Source organism: Roseospira navarrensis (assembly GCF_009601025.1).
Lineage (GTDB): Bacteria > Pseudomonadota > Alphaproteobacteria > Rhodospirillales > Rhodospirillaceae > Rhodospira > Rhodospira navarrensis.
In genome coordinates, this window is the sequence record NZ_WIVE01000001.1 from 210662 (window position 1) to 232727 (window position 22066).

Sequence of the window (22066 nt, forward strand, 5' to 3'; positions counted from 1 at the left end):
CGGGCAAAACCCCGGCGGGAGACCCGACCCGATGACCGACCTGCCCTCGATGCTGCCGGCCCTGCCGGAAATCGTCCTGGCCCTCGCGGCCATGGGGCTGCTCATGTTCGGCGTGTTCGCCCCGGGAGACCGCACCCGGCTGTGCACCCAGGCCGCGGTCGCGACCATGGCGCTGGCCGCCGTGCTGGTGATGTGGGACATCGGCACCGCCGCCGAGGGCTTCTTCGGGCAGTTCGTGGTGAACGACTTCACCCGCTTCGCCAAGGTGATGGTGCTGGCCGCCGCCGCCCTGGCCCTGCTCATGGGCCGGCGCTGGTTCGAGACCGAGGGCATCCAGCGCTTCGAGTTCCCGGTGCTGATGATGCTGTCGGTCGTGGGCATGATGCTGATGATCTCGGCCAACGACCTGATCGGCATGTACATGGGCCTGGAACTGCAGTCGCTGGCGCTGTACGTGATGGCGACGATCCAGCGCGACAACGTGCGCGCCACAGAGGCCGGCCTGAAGTATTTCGTGCTGGGCGCGCTGGCCTCCGGCCTGCTGCTGTACGGCGCGTCGCTGGTCTACGGCTTCTCGGGCACCACCGCCTTCGGCGGCATCCACGACGCCATCGCGGGTGGCGAGCCGCCGCTGGGCGTGGTGGTCGGGATGGTGTTCGTGGTCTCGGGGCTGGCGTTCAAGGTCTCCGCCGCGCCCTTCCACATGTGGACGCCGGACGTCTACGAGGGCGCGCCCACGCCGGTGACCGCCCTGTTCGCGGTGGCGCCCAAGGTGGCGGCCATCTCGCTGTTCCTGCGCGTGCTGATGGACCCGTTCGCCGGCCTGATCGCCGACTGGCAACAGGTGGTGGCCATCGTGGCGCTGCTGTCGATGATCGTCGGGGCCTTCGCCGCCATCGCGCAGGAGAACATCAAGCGCCTGATGGCGTACAGCTCCATCGGCCACATGGGCTTCGCGCTGGTCGGTCTGGCCGCCGGCACCCCTGAAGGCGTGCGGGGGGTGCTGGTCTATCTGGCCATCTACCTGTTCATGAACGTGGGCACCTTCGCCATCATCATCGCCATGCGCCAGCAGGGCCGCCCGGTCGAGGGCATCAAGGACCTGGCTGGACTGGGCCGCACCCGTCCGCTGGTCGCGCTGTCGATGGGCATCTTCATGTTCTCAATGGCGGGCATCCCGCCGCTGGCCGGGTTCTTCGCCAAGTTCTATGTGTTCATGGCGGCGGTCGAGGCCGGTCTGATCTGGCTGGCCGTGCTGGGCGTGCTGGCGAGTGTGGTGTCCGCGTTCTACTATCTGCGCATCGTCAAGGTCATGTACTTCGACGAGCCGCTGGAGGGCCTGGATCCCATGTCCTCGCCGACCCTGCGCATCGTCATGGGGGCGAGTGCGGTGGTCGTGCTGTTCTTCTTCCTGGTGCCGGGCTGGCTGGTGGGCACCGCCGAGATCGCCGCCGCCGCCCTGGTGACGGGATGACCTGCCGGGCCGCCGCCGGCGACCGGACGTCGGGGCCGCTGCAGGTTCCGGCGGGCTGGCGGCTGATCGCCCTGGGCGCGGTGGACAGCACCCAGACTGAGGCCCTGCGCGCGCTGGATGTGCGCGCCAACCTGGACCTGTGGCCCACCGGCGTGCTGGTCATCCAGGCCGCCGAGCAACTCGGCGGCCGGGGCCGTCACGGGCGCACCTGGGCCAGTCCGCCCGGCAATCTGTACATGACGGCCGCCATTCCCTGTCCGGACGGCCCGCGGCATGGCCCCGAGGTGGGGTTCGTCGCCGGTGTCGCCGCCGCGCGGGCGCTGGGCGACGCGGGGGTGCGCGGCGCCCGCCTCAAGTGGCCCAACGACGTGCTGGTGGAGGGCGCCAAGGTGGCGGGTCTGCTGCCCGAGTCGGTCACCGACAGCCTGGGCCGATGGTGGATTCTGCTCGGGCTCGGCATCAACGTGGCGCACGCGCCGCCGGCCGGCGAAACGCTCTATCCCGCCGTCGCCCTGGCCGACCGGCCGGGGGGCGGTCCCGCGCCGACGGTGCCGGCGCTGCTGTCCGCGCTGCTGGGCCGCCTATGCGAGGGGCTGGCGCTCTGGCGCTCCGACGGGTTCCCGCCCATCCGCGCGGCCTGGCTGAGCCATGGCCACGGCGTGGGCGAGCCGGTGCGGGTCCGCCTGGGGGCGGAGACGATCACCGGCGTGTTCCAGGGGCTGGCCCCGGACGGGGCGCTGCACCTGCGCGAGTCGGAGTCCGGCCGGGAACGGGTCGTTCTCGCCGGTGATGTGTTCTTTCCCGGGACCGCCGGCGATGCGGGGGCCCGGGGCGAGGAGGTCTAGGCCATGCTGCTGGCCATCGACTGCGGCAACACCAACACCGTTTTCGCGGTCTACGACGGCGAGGACAAGCGCTGCGAATGGCGCGCCGCCAGCAAGTCCGGCCGCACCGCCGACGAAATGGGGGTGTGGCTCAACCAGCTCATGCAGATGAAGGGCCTGGGGCCGGAGTCGATCACCGACGCCATCATCGCGTCCGTGGTGCCGGCGGCGGTGTTTGATCTGCGCCTGCTGTGCCACCGCTATTTTTCCGCACCGCCGCTGGTGGTGGGCGAGCCGGACGTGGATCTGGGCCTTCAGGTGCTGGTGGACCGGCCCGAGGAGGTGGGCGCGGACCGTCTCGTCAACACGGTGGCGGCGTTCCGGACCTACGGCGGCCCGCTGATCGTGCTCGATTTCGGCACCGCGACGACGTTCGATGTGGTAGATGCTCAGGGGAACTACTGCGGCGGCGTCATCGCGCCCGGTGTGAACCTGTCGCTGGAGGCGCTGCACATGGCCGCCGCGCAGTTGCCCCGGGTGGCCATCGGCCGGCCCAAGGCGGTCATCGGGAAGGGGACCGTCTCGGCGATGCGCTCCGGCATCTTCCTGGGCTACCTCTCGATGATCGAGGGCCTGACCGCGCGCATCAGCGCGGAATTCGGGGCCGAGATGACCGTGGTCGCCACCGGCGGGCTGGCATCCCTCTTTACCGAGGCGACCGATGTCATCCATCATCTGGACCACGACCTGACCCTGAGGGGTCTGCTTGAGATTCACCGCCGCAACGCGGCCTCGCACCACACACGGACGTCAACCACACACACATAGGGTCAGACCACGAGAGGAGAGGATATGACAGACTCGCCCGGCACAGGCGTGCCGGACGGGCTGGTTTTCGTGCCCCTGGGAGGGACCGGAGAGATCGGCATGAACCTGAACCTGTACGGGTGTCAGGGCCGGTGGCTCATGGTCGATCTGGGGATCACCTTCGGGAACGAAACCACGCCCGGAATTGACGTGATGATGCCCGACCCGGCGTTCATCGAGGATCGCCTTGATGCGCTGGACGGCATCGTCATTACGCACGCCCATGAGGATCATCTGGGGGCGGTCACGTATCTGTGGCCGTGGCTCCGCAAACCCGTCTACGCATCGCCGTTCGCGGCCGCCTTCCTGCGCCTGAAACTGGAGGAAGAGGGCCTGCAGAACGAGGTGCCGCTGCACGAAATCCCGCTCGGCACCCGCTTCCAGGTGGGATCGTTCGATGTGGAGTTCATCGGCACCACGCATTCGATCCCGGAGCCGAACGCGCTCGCCATCCGCACCCCCGCCGGGACCGTCCTGCACACGGCGGACTGGAAGTTCGATCCGGCGCCGATGATCGGCGACACCGCCGATACGGAGGCCCTGCAGCGCCTGGGCGACGAGGGCGTGCTGGCCATGGTCGGCGACAGCACGAACATCTTCACCCAGGGGCATTCGGGCTCCGAAGGCGATGTCCGTCAGGCGCTGATCGAGGTGGTCGGCCGCAACACCACCGGGCAGGTGGCGGTGGCCTGCTTCGCCTCCAACGTGGCGCGGCTGGAGAGTGTCGCCATCGCGGCGCGGGAGAACGGGCGGCACGCGGTGCTGGTCGGGCGCTCGCTGTACCGCATGAACGAGACCGCCCGGCGCTGCGGCTATCTGGCCGATATTCCGGCGTTCCTCAGCGAGGACGAGGCCGCCGGCCTGACCCCCGACAAGGTGCTGTATGTCTGCACCGGCAGCCAGGGGGAGCCCCGCGCGGCTCTGCCCCGGATCGCCGGCGGCAGTCATCGGTCCGTCAGCCTGGGCGAGGGCGATACCGTCATCTTCTCGTCGCGCATCATTCCGGGCAACGAGCGGGCCATCTTCACCATGCAGAACCGGCTTGTGGAAGCGGGCGTGGAGATCATCACGTCCCGTGACGCCCCGGTTCACGTGTCGGGCCATCCGGGGCGCGAGGAGGTGGAGGAGATGTACCGTCTGGTGCGGCCCCGCGTGGCCGTGCCGGTCCACGGCGAGGCTCTGCACCTGCGCGAGCACGCCCGCGTGGCGCTGACCTGCGGGGTCGAGCACGCGGTCATCATCGCCGACGGCGACATGCTGCGCCTGGACAGCGATCCGCCCCGCGTCGTCGATCAGGCGCCCACGGGCCTGCTGGCTCTGGACGGCGAGCGGCTGGTTCCCATCTCCAGTCAGATGCTGCGCGACCGGCGCCGCATGATGAACAATGGGGCGGCCACGGTGACGCTGGTGCTCAACGGACGGGGCGGGCTGGTGTCGGAACCGATCGTCAGTGCCCGGGGCCTGCTGGACCCGGACGAGGATCGCGACGACCTCGACACCCTGATCCGGCAGATCCGCACGGCGGTCAACCAGCTCGACCGCCGGGCGCTGGATGACGATGCGGCGGTCATGGACCGGGCGCGCCGAGCGGTCGGCCGGTTCTTCCGGGGCAGCCAGAACCGGCGGCCCGTCACCGATATCCACGTGGTGCGCGTGGCCTAGGCGCGCATCGCGGTGTCCGTCAGCCTGGGCAGAGGAACGAAACCACTATCGGGAAAGGACCAACGCGCATGATCGGACAGTTGAATCACGTTGCCATCGCGGTCCCCGACCTGGAGGCCGCCGCCGCCAGCTATCGCGAGACGCTGGGGGCCAAGGTCTCCGACCCCGTGCCGCAGCCGGACCACGGGGTGACCGTGGTGTTCGTGGAACTGCCCAACACCAAGATCGAGCTGCTTCACCCGCTGGGCGAGAAGTCTCCGATCCAGGCGTTCCTCGACAAGAACCCGTCGGGGGGCATCCATCACGTCTGCTATGAGGTCGAGGACATCATCGCCGCCCGCGACCGCATGAAGGCCGAGGGCAAGCGCGTGCTGGGCGACGGCAACCCCAAGATCGGGGCGCACGGCAAGCCGGTGCTGTTCCTGCATCCGAAGGACTTCACCGGCACGCTGGTGGAACTGGAGCAGGCGTAAAGGGCGGCGCAGGGGGCCGCGTCATGAACTGGTATTGCGACGTGGCCCCCGGCCACCCTTTTCATGGGCCGTATCACGACACCGAGTACGGCGTGCCGGTCTCGGATGAGACGGTTCTGTTCGAGCGCCTGTGCCTGGAGATCTTCCAGGCCGGGCTGTCCTGGCTGCTGGTCCTGAAAAAGCGCGAGGCGCTGAACGCCGCCTTTGCCGGGTTCGACGTGGACCGCGTGGCGGCCTTCGACGAGGCGGACCGCGCCCGGCTGCTCGCCGATTCGGGCATCATCCGCAACCGGCGCAAGATCGACGCCGTGATCCAAAACGCAAAGCGGGTTCAGGGTCTGCGCGACAGTCACGGCGGCTTCGCGGCCTGGATCGAGGCCCACCATCCCCGCGACCTGCCCGCGTGGGTCAAGCTGTTCCGGACCACGTTCCGGTTCACCGGACCCGAAGTGGTGAACGAGTTCCTGATGAGCCTGGGGACCCTGCCCGGCGCCCACCGCGACGATTGTCCGGCGCAGGCCCGCATCCTTGCCTTGGGACCGGCCTGGACTCGGTCCTGAGATCCGGCCCACCTCCGCTTGGCCCCGTCTGAGGCGGGATTCGGCCGGCCGTATGACACCGCCTGTCTTTATTGGCGGTTTCTTGCCGCCGCGGGCCGCCGACTCTGGCATTAACCGCTCAGGCCATGGTACCATACGGGTCCTCCGCCCGCAGGCTGCCAGGATGGCGGCCCCCTGCTCGCGTGTCGTCCGGCCTCCCATCGCGATCATGGCGGCAGGAGGCTTTGCCGCGCAGGGTGATGGTCGGGGTGCGGCAGGAAAAGGGGTTGGATCATGGACTCCCTGACGGCGCATGCGGATGACCTGAACCCCGATGCTCCGATCGAGATCGCTGACCGTGTCTGGTGGGTCGGCCATTATCTGGAGGGCGACCCGTTCCAGTGCCACGTCTATCTGATCGAACACGGCGACCAGTCCGTGCTGTTCGATCCGGGCTCGGCCCTGACCTTCCGGCACACGCTGCGCAAGATCGAGGCGGTGACGTCGCTCTCGAACATCCGCTATTTCGTCTGCCACCATCAGGATCCGGACATCACGGGGGCGCTGCCCCTGATCGACCAGCTCGTCTGCCGCCCGGACGCCGTCCTGGTCTGCCACTGGCGGGCCAAGGCGCTGCTGCGCCACTACGGCCTGGACATGCCCTTCTGGCTGATCGAGGACCATGACTGGCAGCTCGACCTGGGCGGGCGGCTGCTGAAGTTCATCTTCACCCCGTACGCCCATTTCCCGGGCGCGTTCGTGACGTTCGACGCGGCGACCCGCGTGCTGTTCTCCAGCGACCTGTTCGGCGGCTTCACCGAGGGGTTCTCGCTGTTCGCCAAGGACAGAGGGTATTTCGAGAACCTGCGCCCCTTCCACGAGCACTACATCCCCAGCCGCGATATCCTCCAGTATGCTCTCAAGTCGATCCAGGAAGAGCCGATCGGCATGATCGCGCCCCAGCACGGTTCGATCATACCCGAGCACCTGGTGCCGTTCATGATCAAGCAGCTCATGAACCTGGATTGCGGCCTGTTCCTGATGTCCCGGCAGACCACGGACATCAAGCGCCTGATGACCCTGAACCAGGCGATGAAGAACATCACCCAGACCATGATCCTGTACCGGGACTTCCAGGACATCGCCAACAACCTGCTGGGCATCGCCCAGGAACTGTTGCCGGCCCTGTCGCTGGAATTCTACGCCCGCACGGCCGAGGGTCAGGTGCTGCACCTGTCGCCCGAGAACCGCTTCCGGGGTCGGCTGTCGGAGAGCCTGCCGCCGGCGCTGGACGCGGTGGCGCGGGACGCCCAGGCGGGATCCCGCCGCGTGTTCCACGACCTGCACGACATCGATCGGGCGGACCCGACCATCGTGGTTCCCCTGGCGACGCCGGGCAACGGGCGCATCGACGGGATGGCGGTCATCACGCTGGCCGCCCCCTTGGAGGACAGCGACGAGACCGAGGACATCATCAGCCGGATGGTCACACCCCTGCAGGTGGCGGTGGAGCGCGAGACCATCTATCGCACGCTCGACATGGAGCGGCAGCGGTTCTACGAGACCTCGATCCGCGATCCTCTGACCGGCCTGTTCACCCGGTACTACATGCAGGAGACCATGACCCGGCTCATGGGCATCCAGGACCGGGACCCGAACGCGGCCATCGCTCTGGTGATGGTGGATGTCGACCACTTCAAGGGCGTCAACGACACCTATGGCCACGGCCAGGGCGACCTGGTCCTGCAGGCCGTCGCGGGCTGCCTCCAGCACGACGTGCGGCCCGGCGATCTGGCGGTGCGTCTGGGCGGGGAGGAGTTCGCGGTCTTCGTTGTCGGCACCACGCTGGAGCGTGCGCGCGACATGGCGGAGCGGCTGCGGGAGCGGGTGGCGGCGCTCACGTTCAGCGGTCCCATGGTCGGGCGCGGCATCACGGCCAGTTTCGGGATCGCGCTGCGCCAGCAGCGGGAGTCGATCGACAGCCTGATCGAGCGCGCGGATACCGCCCTGTACGAGGCCAAGGAAAGCGGCCGCAACCGGGTCTGCCTCGCCACAGCGATGCGGGCGGCCGACCCCGAGACGGACTCCGCCGAGGTCGCCTGATCCCGGAGGGGAGAAAACACCACGTTCGCCGCCCTTTTCCCGAGGGGAAATGCGGCGGGGCAACCCGCCCGACACCGTGTCTTTGGAACCACACGCCCTTTCACCCAATTGCCGGGGGCCCGGCCTACACCGCCGCCCGGGCGGGGAGGGCATTGCGCCGGGCGGCCACCAGCCGTTCCAGCCAGACCGTCAGATCGTCGGTGATGTGGTGGCAGTGGGTGACGTCGGCCGCCGGGTCATAGCTCCAGTGGCTGGGGTCCAGCACCAGAACGGTGGTCATGCCCATGTCGCGGGCCGGCACCAGGTTCTTCAGGCTGTCCTCGATCATGCAGGCCGCGCGCGAGTCCAGGCGGCAGCGCTCCAGCATGGCCCGATAGGTCTCGGGGTAGGGCTTGGGCAGGAACCGGCCGGCCTCGATATCGAAGATGGCCTCGAATTGTCCGGCGATGCCAAGGCGGTCGAGCACCTGTTCGGCATGGGACAGCGAGCCGTTGGTGAACACCACCTTGCGGCCCTCCAGGCCGGCCAGGGCGGCGTCCAGGCGCGGCGCCGGGTCGATCACCGAATGGTCCAGATCGTGCACGTACTCCATGAAGGTGTGCGGCGACATGCCGTGTTCGATCATCAGGCCGCGCATGGACGTGCCGTACTGGTGGAAGTAGCGCTTCTGGACGACGAAGGCCTCGTCCTCCGGCAGACCGAGGAAGTCGGCGATGAACCGCTTCATGCGCTGGTTCATCTGCTCGAAGATGTGCGTGCTGGCCGGGTACAGCGTGTTGTCCAGGTCGAACACCCAGTGCTCGACCTGGGGCAGCCCGCAGGCCGGCGCGGGGGTCACGGGCGGTGTGATCGGGGAGGTCATGGGGGGCGGCTGGCTCCGGTCCTGGGCGCGAGGGGCGGTGCGGGACGACGGAGGCCCCGCCGGTCCACGGCAGACATGGGGCAGATATGGGGGCGAACCGGCCGTGTGCCATGGGGGGCCGGTCAGTCCAGCCGCGCCAGCACCCCGTTCAGCACGGACTCCAGCCGGGCCAGATCATGCAGGTCCGACAGCCGGTGGTCGCCCGCCTTGACCAGGGTCACCTCGACGTCATCGCTGTCCAACTGGTCGAGCAGGCGCTGGGCCGTCCGCCACGGCACCGAGGCGTCCTGCATCCCCTGGATCAGGCGCACCGGGCAGCGGATCGGGATCGGCCCGTTCAGCAGCAGGTGTTGCCGGCCGTCCTGGATCAGCGCGTGGGTGATGGGGTAGGGCTGGTCGTCGTACTCCGACGGCACGTGCAGCACGCCGTCCCGCTCCAGGGTGGCCCGCTCTTCGGGGCTGAAGGCGGTCCAGACCAGCTCTTCCGTGAAGTCGGGCGCGGCGGCGATGCCCACCAGTCCGGCCACCCGCTCGGGGCGGGCCAGGGCGGCCAGCAGCATCAGCCAGCCGCCCATGGAACTGCCGACGATGACCTGTGGGCCCTCGGTCACGTGGTCGATCACCTGGATCAGGTCGTCCGCCCAGGCGCCGATGGTGCCGTCCTCGAAGCGTCCGTCAGACGCCCCGTGGCCGCGCTGGTCGAAGCGCACGAAGGCGCGGCCGGCGCGGCGCGCCCAATGCTCCAGGAACAGGGCCTTGCCGCCGCTCATGTCCGACATGAAGCCGTGCACGAAGATCACCCCGGGGCCCTTGCCGGTCTGTTGGTGATAGGCGATGGTAGCGCCGTCCGGCCGGGTGAGTCGGCGCGGGGCGGGGTCGGTCGCGGGCGAGGACGGGGCGGCGGGGGACTCGGTCTCGGTCATCGATCCGGTTTCTACAGTCAGGGCTGGGAACGGGCGGGCGGCGCGGTCGTCCGGCGCAGTCCCGGCTTGGCGGGTGTCAACGACGGGGGCGACGCAGGCGTGACGGCGCACGGTACCACCGACCCGGGGTTCGGGGAAAGACAGGCGCGCCCGGACGGGCCGCCCACGGTGCTTCAGGTGCTGCCGGCCCTGGAGACCGGCGGCGTGGAGCGCGGCACCGTGGACGTGGCCGAGGGGCTGGCCGCCGCCGGGTGGCGCGCCCTGGTGGCCTCGGCGGGCGGCCGCATGGAGCGCGAGTTGGTGCGCGCGGGCGCGGAGCACATCCGCCTGCCGCTGGCCACCAAGAACCCGCTGGCCATCCGCCGCAACGCCGGCCGTCTGGCCCGCCTGATCCGGGAGCGCGGGGTCTCGCTCGTCCACGCCCGCAGCCGCGCCCCCGCCTGGAGCGCGCTCTGGGCCGCCCAGGCCACCGGCGTGCCCTTCGTGACCACGTTTCACGGCACCTACACGCTGGGCTCGTTCGAATGGAAGCGCCGCTACAACCGCGTGATGACCGAAGGGGCGCGGGTGATCGCCATCTCGCGGTTCATCAGCGAGCACATGCAGGCGCTCTATGACACCCCGGCCGAGCGCATCCGCGTCATTCCGCGCGGCGTGGACCTCTCGCGCTTCAGTCCGGAGGCCGTCAGCGAGCCCCGACTCGCGAGACTTGCCACCCGGTGGCGGCTGCCGGACGACGCCCCCGTGGTGCTGATGCCCGGCCGTCTGACCCAGTGGAAGGGCCAGACGCTGATGATCGAGGCCATGGCGCGCCTCAACCGCCCCGGGGTGCGCTGCCTGATCGTCGGATCCGACCAGGGGCGCACGGCCTATCGGGAGTCGCTGGAAGAGCTGGTGGCCCGGCGGGGTCTGGGCGGGCAGGTGCATATCCTGGACCACTGCGACGACATGCCGGCGGCCTATCGGCTGGCGAGCGTGGTGGTCTCGGCCTCGCTGGAGCCGGAGGCGTTCGGCCGTGTGCCGGCGGAGGCGCAGGCTCTGGGCCGGGTGGTTCTGGCGCCGCGCCACGGCGGCGCGGTGGAGATCGTCGAGGACGGCGTGTCGGGCTGGCTGTTCGAGCCCGGCGATCCCGACAGCCTGGCCCGCCATCTGGCCATGGCGCTGGACCTGGACGAGGCGGGGCGCGACGCCATGGCGTTCCGCGGCATGATGCAGACGCGGCGGGTGTTCTCGAAGGAGGCCATGGTCCTGGACACCCTGGCGGTCTACGGGGAATTGATCTAAGACCAACGGCATCTGAAGATGACATCCTCCAGGAGTTTGGCCCAAGGAGACGGGACGTTCGATCTGTATGGCGGCCTGATCCCTCACGCGATGTTTTGCTTCGGGCCGATGTGGTCGGTGATGCCGGGCGGGAGTTGCACTCCCGCCCGGACCGTTGATCCCTTTCGCAATGACAAACGGTCCGGACGGGGCTGCAAGCCCCGTCCGGCATGCAGAATTGATCTAGAACCTCGCGACCATGACCCCTGACACGCCGTCGGCGCCCGGCCGTCCCCGCATCCTGGTCATCAAGCTGTCCGCATTGGGCGACGTTGTGCTTGCCCTCGGGCCGATGGCGACCATCCGGCGCCACCATCCGGATGCCCATCTGACCCTGCTGACCACGCGGCCGTTCGTGCCGCTGCTGGAGGCGAGCGGCCTGTTCGACGCCATCCACGTGGACCCGCGCGGCGGGCCGGGGCGTCCCCTGGCGTGGGCCGGGCTGGTGCGATGGCTGCGCGCGGAGCGGTTCGACCGGGTCTACGATCTCCAGACCTCGGACCGGACCGGCAGCTACTTCCGCGCCCTGCGCCTGCTGGGGGCCGCGCCGCCCTGGAGCGGCATCGCGCCCGGCTGCGCTTTTCGCCATGACACGCCCCAGCGCACGCGCCTGCACTCCATCGAGCGGCAGGCGGAGCAACTGCGCATCGCCGGTATTGCCGAGACGCTGTTTCCCGACCTGTCGTTCGCCTGGCAGGGGCCGCACGCCGCCGACGTGGACCGCTTCGGCCTGCCCGACCGCTTCGCCCTGCTGGTGCCGGGCGGGGCCGCCCATCGGCCCGAGAAGCGCTGGCCCGCCGATCGGTTCGCCGATCTGGCGCGGTGGCTGGTGGCGTCGGAGGGGCTGGTTCCCGTGCTGCTGGGCACCGGGGCGGAGGCCGCCGAGATCGAGGGCATCCGCGCGGCCTGCCCCGAGGCCGTGTCGCTGGCCGGGCAGACGAGCCTGCTCGACATCCCCGCCTTGGGGCACCGCGCCGCCCTGGCGGTGGGCAACGACACCGGGCCGCTGCATATGATCGCGCTGGCGGGCTGCCCCACGGTCGCGCTGTTCTCCGCCGCGTCCAACCCGGACAAGCACCGCCCGCGCGGACCGGCGGTGGTGGCGCTGCGTCGGGACAGCCTGGAGGCCCTGCCGGTGGATGCGGTGCGGGACGCCGCCCGTGGTGTCCGAAGCCCCGGGTCCGCCCGACAAGACGGGTGACCATGTGTCGGTCGTGCAGCCGGCCTGCCTCTGTCATCGCCGCGCGGCGGCTGTGGGAAACGACGCATGACGGGTATTGCAAGGGTTATAAAATATTGTCGTGTGATCACGCAGGGCGGCGCCGAAGTGGCCCGTAAAGTGGGTCTATAAGCCCTAGAAAAATGAAAGCGGGCGGTTCTCGATTTTTGCGTCAGTAAGGGGGTTCTCTCTTCCGCATAAGGCGTTAAACTGAGGGGTCCTCAACGCCGTAAAGGAAGGGCAGGCAAACATTTGCCAGCATGTGACGGATCCCGTCCCGCCCCGCGCCCTGTCCATTTTCGTCGTCCGGAGCCGGCGCGCGTCAGCCGGCCCGTGTGGTCCTCCCGCCCTCCCGCGTGGTGCGGTCGAGCCCGTTTGTTGCAACCGTGGTCCTATCGATGAGTGACACCCTGAACACCACGTCCGCGCTGCCGAACGCCCAGGCCCTGCCGCCGTCGGAGGGCCGCGTTCTTCTGGTCGAGGACACGCCGTCGATGGCGCGGGTGTACATGGAGTACCTGCGTGACCTGGGGTGGCCGGTGGACCTGGCCGAGACCGGGGCGGAGGCGCGACGTGCGCTGGAGTCGGGCGACCACATCGCGATGATCCTGGACCTGCGCCTGCCGGACGCCTCGGGGCTCGACATCCTGCGCGAGCTGCGCAGCGCCGCGCGCGACATCGCGGTGGTGGTGGTCACCTCCCAGGGGTCGATGCAGGTGGCCGTGGAGGCCATGCGGGAGGGGGCCGACGACTTCCTGACCAAGCCCTTCCCGGCCGACCGGCTGCGCGTGACGCTGAAGAACGCCATCGAGCGCCACGCCATGGCCGGCACGCTGCGGCGCATCCAGGCGGAGATCGGCCGCGAGACATTTCACGGCTTCATCGGCTCCTCGCTCGCCATGCAGGGCGTCTACCGCACCATCGAGGCCGCCGCGCCGTCCCGGGCCAGCGTGTTCATCACCGGCGAGTCGGGCACCGGCAAGGAGGTCTGCGCCGAGGCTCTGCACCGCGCCAGCGCCCGGCAGCCCGGACCCTTCGTGGCCCTGAACTGCGCCGCCATCCCCCACGAACTGATCGAGAGCGAGATCTTCGGGCACGTGAAAGGCGCGTTCACCGGGGCGACTGCCGACCGCCCCGGGGCCGCCGCGCGGGCCGACGGCGGCACCCTGTTCCTGGACGAGATCTGCGAGATGGATCTCGGCCTGCAGGCCAAGCTGCTGCGGTTCATCCAGACGGGATCGTTCACGCCGGTGGGGGGCAGCCGCCTGGTCAAGGTGGATACGCGCTTCATCTGCGCCACCAACCGCGATCCCTGGGCGGAGGTGCAGGCCGGGCGCTTCCGCGAGGACCTGTATTTCCGCCTGCACGTCATCCCGATCCACCTGCCGCCCCTGCGCGACCGCGAGGGCGACGTGGTGGAAATCGCGCGCGCCTTCCTGGAACGCTTTGCGCAGGAGGAGGGGCGCAGCTTCCGCGACTTCACCGAGCCCGCGCAGGCCCTGCTCAAGCTGCTGCCCTGGCCCGGCAACGTGCGCCAGCTTCAGAACGTGTTGCGCAACGTGGTGGTGCTGAACGACGGCCCGCTGGTCACCGCCGACATGCTGGAGGGCCCGACCCGGGCCTTCGCCCGGCCGCCGGCCGAGCCGCCCAAGGCGGATGCGGCCCCGGATCCAGGGTCCGCCGCGGCTGCTCCGTCGGTCGCGCCCACAGCGGCCGCGCCCACAGCGGGCGCGCCACCGTCTGCCGACACCAGGACGGACGGCGGCGGCGCGCAGGCCATGGAGGGTCTGCGGCGGGCCCACGGCCTGCGCCCGCTCTGGCAGGTGGAGTGGGAGCACATGACGACCGCGCTCAAGCTGTGCAACGGCAACGTGCCCCGCGCCGCCGCCCTGCTGGAGGTCAGCCCCAGCACCATCTACCGCCGCATCCGTCAGTTCGGCGACCCGGTCACCGGCGGTCCCGGGGAAGGCTCGGTTGGCGGATCGGTTGGAGGCAGCGCCACCGGCTGATCGGTGCGGCAGGCGCACAGGGCCTGCACGACCGCCTGCCCCTGGCCGGAGTCGCTGACCTGCTGTCCCTGCTGAAACGCGACCACCTGCAGCCCCCGGCCCGCGATGGCCTCCAGCAGTTCCCCCGGCCGCAGCAGGTGGTCCGGGTTGCGCGGCCGCGCGAAGCGCTCGTTGCCCAGCATGAAGGTCTGATAGAGCAGCACGCCGCCCGGCGCCACGGCGTCCACCAGCGGGCCGAACAGGGGCCGGTGCAGGTAGTTGGTCACCATCACGGCATCGAACGTGCGCCCGGCGAAGGGCCAGGGGGCGCCGTCCTCCAGGTCGGCGGTCACGATCTCGGCCCGGTCGGCCAGATCGGCCACGGCGTCCGTATCCCGGTCCACCAGGGTGAGCGCAAAGCCGCGCGCCACCAGCCAGCGCGCATGGCGGCCCCCGCCGCAGGCCACGTCCAGCACCGCGCCGCCGGGCCGGATGAGCGCGGCGAACCGGGTGATCCACGGCGCGGGCACAGTCAGCTTCAGGTGCACTTCGGGTGGCGGCATCAGGCGGCGGGTCCCAGGTCGAAGGTCTGGCGCGGCCGGACAAAGCCCAGGAAGCCGGCCGCCCGGGCGTCGGGCAGGGGGCCGTCCTTGTGGTGATAGAGCCACATGCGCGCCTTGATGTCGGCCGGCAGGGTCGAGAGCTCGCTGTAGTGGGCGTGGGCCCCGCCGGGCCGCGGGCCCGTATCGCAGTCGTGGAAGATCAGCCGCGCCGCGCGGTACCACGGCATCAGGCGCTCCGGCTGGCTGAGGCAGTCCGAGGTGAACAGCACCGGCCCCGCCGCCGTCCCGATGGACAGGCCGTAGGACCACATTTCCCCGTCCCCGGCGCGGATGTGCAGCACGGGCACCAGGTCGAGCGCGGCCCCGCCGAACCGGAAGCGGCCGTCCGGCGGCAGCGGGTGCACGCTGAAATAATGGTCGAGGCGGGCGCGGCCGAAGTCCAGCGCCTCCATCCCGGCCTTGAGCGCGGAATGCCACAGGGGCTCCGCCAGGGCGTCGCAGAGAAACAGGTCGGGACGGGCGGTGCCGGGACAGAAGTAGCTGGTGAAGCCGAACCACTCCATGCCGCCGATATGGTCGCCGTGCAGGTGACTGATGTAGACCGCGTCGATGTCCTGGCGGGACAGCCCGGCGGCCTTCAGCGCCCAGCGGACATCGGACCCGCAATCGATGAGGAGCCTGCGGCCGTCGTCCGCCTCCAGCACCGCGTTGCTCTGGAAATTGTCGTCGGCGAGGGTGAAGGCCGCGCCGGTGCCGAGAAACTGCAGTCGCATCCGTCTGGTCCGTCTGGCGTCCTGCCGCCCGTCTGGCTGATGTGGGTCCGCGCGGGCCCGCCCAGAATAGGGACGTTTCCCGGCCCTGAACACCTTATATCAACGGCATCTGACGATGACCGTCGAAGCCCGTGGCCGGCCCTGGCGCCGCTGCGCGATGCCATTCGTTTCCGGACGGCCGCCCGAAGGGCGCCCGAGGCGGGGGAGTCACACGCGCCCGCCGCTGGTGTGGTATGTTTTGGCGGTCCCGTGACAGGACCCTGACGTCCCTTTCCCCTGCGAGCCCGTCCGATGTTCGACCGCGCCACCGTGTCTCTCCGTTCCGTCCTGCTGGTGGGCGTTGTTGGGCTGGTCCTGACCTCCTCCGGGTCCATGCTGGCCCTCGGCCTGCTGTCCAGCCGGGAGTCGATCCAGGACCTCATGCTGCAGCGCTCGGCCACGGTACTACACGGCATGACCGTGTGGCTGCGCGGCCAACTCCGGCCGCTGGAGTCGGCGGCCCGCAGCGCCCAGGCGATGGTGGAGGCCGATGCGCTCGACCTGACCGATGCGGCGGCGCTGGACCCGTATGTGCGCGGCCTGATGGCCGGGACGCCCCGGCTGGAGAGCCTGGCCGTCATCTTTCCGGATCACACCGGCCGCCGATACGGGCGGGACGGCACCGTGACGGCCGTGGACTGGCGCCACCGTCCGGCCGTCAGCGCGCTGGTCAGCGGCGTGCTGGACCGGGCCCGGCGGGGCGATGCCGCCGTGGCGTGGGGCCATCCGGTCTGGCGGGGCCGCACCGGGCAGGCGGCATTCAACATCCGCGCGCCGCTGATGCGGGACGGCGCGCCCGTGGCGGTGCTGCTGGCCATGATCGGGCTCGACCCCATCGCGCCCTCCCTGCCCGGGCTGCTGTCGGACGAGGGGCTGACCCCCTACATCCTGTACGGCCGCGATCAGGTGCTGGCGCATCCGCTCATGGACGGGTCGGCGAGCCTGTCCGCGCGCGCCCCGGACACCGGAACGGTGTCGGACCCGATCCCGAACACCATCTCCGATCCGGGGGACGGCGGGGGGCTGGGCCGGGGCGAGGGGCCGGCCCAGCCGCTTCCGGCGCTCGCCAGCTTTCCCGACCCCTATCTGGCCCCGCTGTGGACGGCCGAGCCCATGGACCTGCGCGGTCCCATCGATCTGGAGCCCGGGTGGGCGCAGGGGATCCATCTGGCCGACGTGGATGTGGTTCACACCCTGCGCCGGGTGGAGGGGGTGACGCCCGAGCCCATGCTGTTGGGCACCCACTTCACGACGACCGAGGGGGCGACGGCCTTCATCCGTCTGCAAACCGTGTTCTTCGCCGGTCTGGCGGTTCTGGGGGCCTCGGTGCTGGTCGCCCTGCTGGTGGCGCGCTGGATCGGGCGGCCGGTGCTGCGCTTCGCCCACCTGGCGCGTTCGGTCGCCGCCGGTGACCTCAGCGTCAGTGTCGCCGACGGCCGCTCCCGGATCCGGGAGTACCGCGAGGGCAACGAGGCCATCCGGGGCATGATCGAGGGCCTGCGCGAGCGCGAGCGGATCCGCAACCTGTTCGGCAAGTACGTGCCGGAGGCGGTGGCGCGGCGTCTGCTGACCGACCGGGGCGAGGCCCGCCCGGACGAGACCGAGGCCACCGTTCTGTTCGCCGATCTGGTGTCGTTCACCGCACTGACCCATGACCTGGGGCCCGAGCCCATGGTGCGGGTGCTGAACGCCTATTTCTCGGAGATGGTGGACATCCTGGAGCGGCATGGCGGTGTCGTCACCCAGTTCCAGGGCGACGCCATGCTGGTCGTGTTCAATCTGCCGGCCCGCCACCCGGACCACGCCGGCGCGGCCGTCGCCGCCGCCCAGGCCATGGTGGCGCGCCTGGATGCCGCGCCGGTGGAGGGGCACGCGCTGGCCTGCCGGATCGGCATCGGCACGGGCATGGTGCTGGCCGGCGCCGTCGGGGCCCGCGACCGGCTGACCTACACCGTGCACGGGGACGCCGTGAATCTGGCGGCGCGCCTGGAGTTCATGAACAAGGCCACGGGCACGCGCATCCTGGTCTCGGCCCGCACGGCCGCGCTTTCGCCGGACATCCCGTTCCTGTCGCTCGGGCCGCAGACGGTGCGCGGCCGCGCGGAGGCCGAGCATGTGTTCACCCCGGCGGAGGGCGGTCATGCCCAGGGGGCGGGATGACCGGCGCGGTTGTCACCATCGGCTACCAAGGCAGCACGCCGGAGGCCGTGTTCGGGACGCTGCGGACCGAGGGTGTGCGAACGGTGATCGATGTGCGCGCCGTGCCCTGGTCGCGCCGGGCCGCGTTCACCAAGACCGCGCTGGCCGGGGCGGCGGCCAAGGCCGGGCTGCGGTATGTGCATCTGGCCGGGTTGGGCAATCCCGCCAAGACCGACCCCACCGGCGGTCCCGGCATGGCCGCGCATCTGGCGGGACCCGAAGGGCGGGCGGCTCTGGAGTCGGCGGCGGCGCTGATGGCCGAGGACGGCGGCCCGGTGGCGCTGCTGTGCCTGGAGCGGGATCCGATGCAGTGCCATCGCAGCGCGGTGGCGGCGGCTCTGGCCGCGCGCACCGGCGCGGCGGTTCGGCATCTCGTCGTGCCCCGCGGTGATCCGCGCCAGGGCGATCTGTTCGGGGATGGGTAGCCGGGGAGTCGCCCTCGGGAGTCGCCCTCGGGAGTCACCGCCCCAGAATGGCGTCGATCTCGCTCTGATCCATGGTGGTGCTGGCGCCGTGGATGATGGCGCTGGCCATGTCCATCAGGCGCTGCAGTGCGCGACTGGCGGTGCTGGCCTGGAGGGCGACCGCCTCGGTGTCGCCGTTGGCCACCGAGTCCTGCATGGCGGCCACGGTGGACAGAGCCAGCGCGTCCATCTGGGCAATGGTGGCGTCGAACGGTTCGCGGTAGGCCGGCGGGCAGTGCTCATAGGCCTCGATGGCCAGATCCTTGTCGCGGAACGTGCTGCCCGCGAAATGGGCGGAATAGGTCTTGGGCTGCCACTCCGCGCACTCCTCGACCAGGTCCGGCATGTCCGGGACCATGTCGAGCATCATGATGATCTCGTTGAAATGGTTGAGATAATCCGTCGCGAGCAGGGTGTCGGGGCTGATGTTCGTGCCCTGGACCCGGGCACGCAGGGCCTCGAACCCGGCCGGGTCGTCCCCCGCGCCGGATCCGGCGGCCGGGTCGTCCAGGTTTGAGGCACCGTGCTCCGACATCCGCTGCGCCCCCGCCCTTCTGCCGCGAACCCACCGTCACAGACTAGCATCATGATCGCGCCGATAGAAAGGCCGGGGTATGCGTGCGCCTGGCGCCGATTTTTGTGCAGTGCACAATTTCCCCGTTGACACGGAGCCGAAACAGCGTAAATTGAGGGTCATACCGCAGTGCAGCATAAACCCCGATGGGGCCCATCGGCGGCAGGCTGCCCGGCCCACGTATCGCGAGAACGCCCGTCGGAGCGGGCAGACCGACTGTTCTCACCGACCACCGATATCAAGGAAGGCCAAGCCATGATCCGCACCTACGAAGATCTCATCAAGCTGAACAAGGACACCATCGAGGCCGCCACCAGCGCCACCCAGGTCCTGGCCAAGGGCTTCGAGGACATCAGCAAGGAGGCCGTCGCCTTCTCGTCCAAGTCCATGGACGGCGCCGTGGCCGCCAGCAAGCAGCTCGGTGCCTGCAAGACCCCGGCCGACTTCACCAACGTGCAGACCAAGCTGGTGAAGGACAACTGGGACGCCGCGGTTGCCCAGTCCAAGAAGATGGTCGAGCTGTCCAACGGTGTCCTGAAGAGCGCCATGGAGCCGATGCAGGTCCAGACCAAGGCCGTGCTCGAAGGCTTCGCCCGCGCCTGACCGGCGCCGGCCGGCGCCGCATCGCGGCGCGCCATGACCCCCGAAAGCCCCGCGCCTCCCGGCGCGGGGCTTTTTGCGTCAGGGGCGGGCAAAAACGGGGGCCCGCGTCTGTTCGATCGAGGCGCGCAAATAAGGGTTTCTCACCGCGTCTGGCATGACGAGGTCGACCGGGCGCTCCAGAACCTGACTCAACGCCGTCTGCAAGGCGAAATACTCGGTGAGGGTCGGGACAGCGCCGTCCTTGAATGCCACCAGGAAATCGATGTCGCTGCGGACCGGATCCCAATCGGGTCCGCCCCGCCCGGCTGACCCGAACACCTCAAGGCAAGCCACGCCATATCGCCGGCACAGCGCGGCAAGGGCCTCGCGTTTCTCGGCGATTTCGGCGGTCATGGGGTCCGCGTCTTCCGATGAAAGACTGGAGTTCGACGTCCAAGCCCAGCATAGGGTGTGGCTGTTGGCCTCACCCCAGGGCAACAGGGTCAGGTTGACAGGATCGCTCCTTCAGACCTTTGCAAAGGGTCGGAGACCCGCGCTCCAGATCCTTCAGCCGCTTCGCGGCTTCAGGATGACATTCTATAGGACTGGGTCGTCATCCCGAGCGAGCGAAGCGAGACGAGGGATCTCGAGAGGCCTGCTCTGACGGCGCGGAAAGCGCCCTCATGTTGACCTGAGCCGGTTTCCCTGGACCTCACCCCTCCTTCATGCGGAGGGCTTCGATGAAGGCGGACTGCGGGATTTCCACCTTGCCGAACTGGCGCATCTTCTTCTTGCCCTCTTTCTGCTTCTCCAGCAGCTTGCGTTTCCGGCTGACGTCGCCGCCGTAGCACTTGGCGGTCACGTCCTTGCGCATGGCCGAGATCGTCTCGCGCGCGATCACCCGCCCGCCGATGGCGGCCTGGAGCGGGATCTTGAACATGTGGCGCGGGATCAGGTCCTTCAGTCGCTCGCAGATCTGGCGGCCCCGGAAATCGGCCTGGGTGCGGTGGGCGACGAACGCCAGCGCGTCCACCGGCTCGTTGTTGACCAGGATCGACACCTTCACGAGATCGGACTCGGTATACTCGTCCATGTCGTAGTCGAAGCTGGCGTAGCCCCGCGAGATGGACTTCAGCCGGTCGTAGAAATCGAACACGATTTCGTTCAGCGGCAGCTTGTAGACCGCCATGGCCCGCGCCCCCGCATAGGTCAGGTCCAACTGGATGCCGCGCCGTTCCGTGCACAGCTTCAGGACCGGGCCCAGGTACTCGTCGGGGACGATGATGGTGGCCTTGACCCAGGGTTCCTCGATGCTGTCGATCAGCACCGGGTCCGGCATGTCGGCCGGGTTGTGCAGTTCCAGATACTCGCCGTTGGTCAGGTGCATTTTATAGACCACGCTGGGGGCGGTCGTAATCAGGTCCAGGTCGAACTCGCGGGTCAGGCGCTCCTGGATGATCTCCATGTGCAGCAGACCCAGGAAGCCGCAGCGGAAGCCGAATCCCAGCGCCGCCGAGGTTTCCATCTGGAACTCGAAACTGGCGTCGTTCAGCCGCAGCTTGGCCAGGCTGTCGCGCAGGGTCTCGAAGTCCGAGGTATCGACCGGGAACAGCCCGCACCAGACCACCGGCACCGACGGGCGGAAGCCCGGCAGCGGGGTTTCGCACGGCTTGCGGTCGTCGGTGAGCGTGTCGCCCACCTGGGTGTCGGCCACCGACTTGATGCCGGCCATGATGAAGCCCATTTCGCCGGCCGACAGGCTTTCGGTCTCCACCAGCTTGGGCGTGAACATGCCCACCTTGTCGATCGGGTGCACGGCCTCGGTGCGCATCATGCGCATCTTCATGCCCTTGCGGAAGGTGCCGTCGATCACCCGCACCAGCGTGATGACACCCAGATAGGGGTCGTACCAACTGTCCACCAGCAGGGCCTTGGGCGGGTTGTCCACCTCGCCCTGCGGCGGCGGCAGGCGCTTGACCAGGGCTTCCAGCACCTCCGGCACACCCTGGCCGGTCTTGGCGGAGATCATCAGCGCGTCCGAGGCGTCGATGCCGATGACGTCCTCGATCTGCTCCTTGATGCGCTCGGGTTCGGCGGCCGGAAGGTCGATCTTGTTGAGGACGGGCACGATCTCCAGGTCGTTCTCCAGCGCCAGATAGACGTTGGCGAGCGTCTGCGCCTCCACTCCCTGCGAGGCGTCAACGACCAGAAGCGCGCCCTCGCAGGCGGCCAGCGAGCGCGAGACCTCGTACGAGAAGTCCACGTGCCCCGGCGTGTCCATCAGGTTGATGGCATAGGTCTGGCCGTCGGCCGCCTGCCAGGTCAGGCGCACGGTCTGCGCCTTGATGGTGATGCCGCGCTCGCGCTCGATGTCCATGCTGTCGAGCACCTGTTCCTTCATCTCGCGGTCGTCCAGCCCACCGCACATCTGGATCATGCGGTCGGCCAGTGTGGACTTGCCGTGATCGATGTGCGCGATGATGGCGAAGTTGCGGATATGGGACAGGTCGGTCATGAAGGTCCCCGTCGGGTGTCTGGATGCCCGCTGGTATAGGGGCAATCCGGTCCCGGTTCAACACGCGCCACATCACCCCTTCGCCCCGCTGAAGGGCGAA

20 protein-coding genes are annotated in these 22066 nt (G+C 69.4%); 13 read left to right on the forward strand and 7 right to left on the reverse strand.

The features are described 5' to 3' along the window. Nucleotides 1-31 precede the first annotated feature (31 nt). From nuoN to GHC57_RS01025, 7 genes are all read left to right on the forward strand, one after another. Nucleotides 32-1474 (forward strand): NADH-quinone oxidoreductase subunit NuoN, encoded by a 1443-nt coding sequence (gene nuoN, locus GHC57_RS00995; RefSeq protein ID WP_153340170.1) that lies wholly within the window; start codon nucleotides 32-34, stop codon nucleotides 1472-1474. Then, complete coding sequence (locus GHC57_RS01000; protein ID WP_153340172.1) at nucleotides 1471-2319, forward strand: biotin--[acetyl-CoA-carboxylase] ligase; 849 nt, start codon at nucleotides 1471-1473, stop codon at nucleotides 2317-2319. Before nuoN ends, GHC57_RS01000 begins: the two co-directional genes overlap by 4 nt. Nucleotides 2320-2322: 3 nt before the next feature. Next, nucleotides 2323-3126 carry a type III pantothenate kinase gene (locus GHC57_RS01005; protein ID WP_153340174.1) on the forward strand — a complete coding sequence of 268 codons (804 nt, stop codon included), beginning with the start codon at nucleotides 2323-2325 and terminating at the stop codon, nucleotides 3124-3126. Nucleotides 3127-3150: 24 nt separating this feature from the next. After that, on the forward strand, nucleotides 3151-4827 hold the full coding sequence (locus GHC57_RS01010; protein ID WP_153340176.1) for a ribonuclease J: 1677 nt from the start codon (nucleotides 3151-3153) through the stop codon (nucleotides 4825-4827). A gap of 68 nt (nucleotides 4828-4895) precedes the next feature. Then, nucleotides 4896-5300, forward strand: a complete 405-nt coding sequence (gene mce / locus GHC57_RS01015) for a methylmalonyl-CoA epimerase (RefSeq protein WP_153340178.1) — start codon at nucleotides 4896-4898, stop codon at nucleotides 5298-5300. Between the two features lie 23 nt (nucleotides 5301-5323). Next, nucleotides 5324-5860, forward strand: coding sequence for a DNA-3-methyladenine glycosylase I (locus GHC57_RS01020; protein WP_153340180.1), 537 nt, complete (start codon nucleotides 5324-5326; stop codon nucleotides 5858-5860). A 273-nt stretch (nucleotides 5861-6133) separates the two neighbouring features. Beyond that, complete coding sequence (locus tag GHC57_RS01025) at nucleotides 6134-7942, forward strand: oxygen-binding di-iron domain-containing protein (RefSeq protein WP_153340182.1); 1809 nt, start codon at nucleotides 6134-6136, stop codon at nucleotides 7940-7942. Between the two features lie 124 nt (nucleotides 7943-8066). Here the strand turns inward: GHC57_RS01025 and GHC57_RS01030 are convergent, their stop codons facing one another. Together GHC57_RS01030 and GHC57_RS01035 are read right to left on the reverse strand one after the other, a co-directional pair. Then, complete coding sequence (locus GHC57_RS01030) at nucleotides 8067-8804, reverse strand: pyrimidine 5'-nucleotidase (protein ID WP_153340184.1); 738 nt, start codon at nucleotides 8802-8804, stop codon at nucleotides 8067-8069. Nucleotides 8805-8926: 122 nt separating this feature from the next. Next, on the reverse strand, nucleotides 8927-9727 hold the full coding sequence (locus GHC57_RS01035) for an alpha/beta fold hydrolase (RefSeq protein WP_153340186.1): 801 nt from the start codon (nucleotides 9725-9727) through the stop codon (nucleotides 8927-8929). Between the two features lie 99 nt (nucleotides 9728-9826). Here GHC57_RS01035 and GHC57_RS01040 point away from each other — a divergent pair, with 99 nt between their 5' ends. The 3 genes from GHC57_RS01040 to GHC57_RS01050 all read left to right on the forward strand — a co-directional run bounded on the left by GHC57_RS01040 (nucleotide 9827) and on the right by GHC57_RS01050 (nucleotide 14278). After that, on the forward strand, nucleotides 9827-11011 hold the full coding sequence (locus tag GHC57_RS01040) for a glycosyltransferase (protein ID WP_170294598.1): 1185 nt from the start codon (nucleotides 9827-9829) through the stop codon (nucleotides 11009-11011). Nucleotides 11012-11249: 238 nt separating this feature from the next. Next, nucleotides 11250-12251, forward strand: a complete 1002-nt coding sequence (locus GHC57_RS01045) for a glycosyltransferase family 9 protein (protein ID WP_153340190.1) — start codon at nucleotides 11250-11252, stop codon at nucleotides 12249-12251. Nucleotides 12252-12667: 416 nt separating this feature from the next. Further along, nucleotides 12668-14278, forward strand: coding sequence for a sigma-54-dependent transcriptional regulator (locus tag GHC57_RS01050; protein ID WP_153340192.1), 1611 nt, complete (start codon nucleotides 12668-12670; stop codon nucleotides 14276-14278). On the opposite strand, the gene GHC57_RS01055 is transcribed toward GHC57_RS01050, so the two are convergent. Further along, the gene (locus GHC57_RS01055; protein WP_153340194.1) at nucleotides 14200-14820 is read right to left on the reverse strand and encodes a class I SAM-dependent methyltransferase; all 621 of its coding nucleotides are present in this window, start codon (nucleotides 14818-14820) and stop codon (nucleotides 14200-14202) included. The genes GHC57_RS01050 and GHC57_RS01055 overlap by 79 nt on opposite strands. Further along, entirely contained in the window at nucleotides 14820-15593 is a 774-nt protein-coding gene (locus tag GHC57_RS01060; protein ID WP_153340196.1) for an MBL fold metallo-hydrolase, read from the reverse strand. Before GHC57_RS01060 ends, GHC57_RS01055 begins: the two co-directional genes overlap by 1 nt. Before the next feature lie 291 nt (nucleotides 15594-15884). On the opposite strand from GHC57_RS01060, the gene GHC57_RS01065 reads away from it, so the two are divergent. Both GHC57_RS01065 and GHC57_RS01070 read left to right on the forward strand, forming a co-directional pair. After that, nucleotides 15885-17792 (forward strand): adenylate/guanylate cyclase domain-containing protein, encoded by a 1908-nt coding sequence (locus GHC57_RS01065; RefSeq protein ID WP_153340198.1) that lies wholly within the window; start codon nucleotides 15885-15887, stop codon nucleotides 17790-17792. Next, a complete protein-coding gene (locus GHC57_RS01070; protein WP_153340200.1) occupies nucleotides 17789-18256 on the forward strand; it encodes a DUF488 domain-containing protein in 468 nt (155 codons plus the stop codon). The genes GHC57_RS01065 and GHC57_RS01070 overlap by 4 nt, the downstream gene beginning before the upstream one ends. Before the next feature lie 34 nt (nucleotides 18257-18290). Here the strand turns inward: GHC57_RS01070 and GHC57_RS01075 are convergent, their stop codons facing one another. Continuing rightward, a complete protein-coding gene (locus GHC57_RS01075; RefSeq protein WP_246152038.1) occupies nucleotides 18291-18830 on the reverse strand; it encodes a hypothetical protein in 540 nt (179 codons plus the stop codon). A 294-nt stretch (nucleotides 18831-19124) separates the two neighbouring features. Here GHC57_RS01075 and GHC57_RS01080 point away from each other — a divergent pair, with 294 nt between their 5' ends. Beyond that, nucleotides 19125-19472 carry a phasin family protein gene (locus GHC57_RS01080; protein WP_153340203.1) on the forward strand — a complete coding sequence of 116 codons (348 nt, stop codon included), beginning with the start codon at nucleotides 19125-19127 and terminating at the stop codon, nucleotides 19470-19472. A gap of 78 nt (nucleotides 19473-19550) precedes the next feature. Here GHC57_RS01080 and GHC57_RS01085 read toward each other — a convergent pair whose 3' ends face one another. Further along, on the reverse strand, nucleotides 19551-19865 hold the full coding sequence (locus GHC57_RS01085; RefSeq protein ID WP_153340205.1) for a nucleotidyltransferase family protein: 315 nt from the start codon (nucleotides 19863-19865) through the stop codon (nucleotides 19551-19553). A gap of 298 nt (nucleotides 19866-20163) precedes the next feature. Next, the gene (gene lepA, locus GHC57_RS01090) at nucleotides 20164-21966 is read right to left on the reverse strand and encodes a translation elongation factor 4 (RefSeq protein ID WP_153340206.1); all 1803 of its coding nucleotides are present in this window, start codon (nucleotides 21964-21966) and stop codon (nucleotides 20164-20166) included. Nucleotides 21967-22066: the final 100 nt, after the last annotated feature.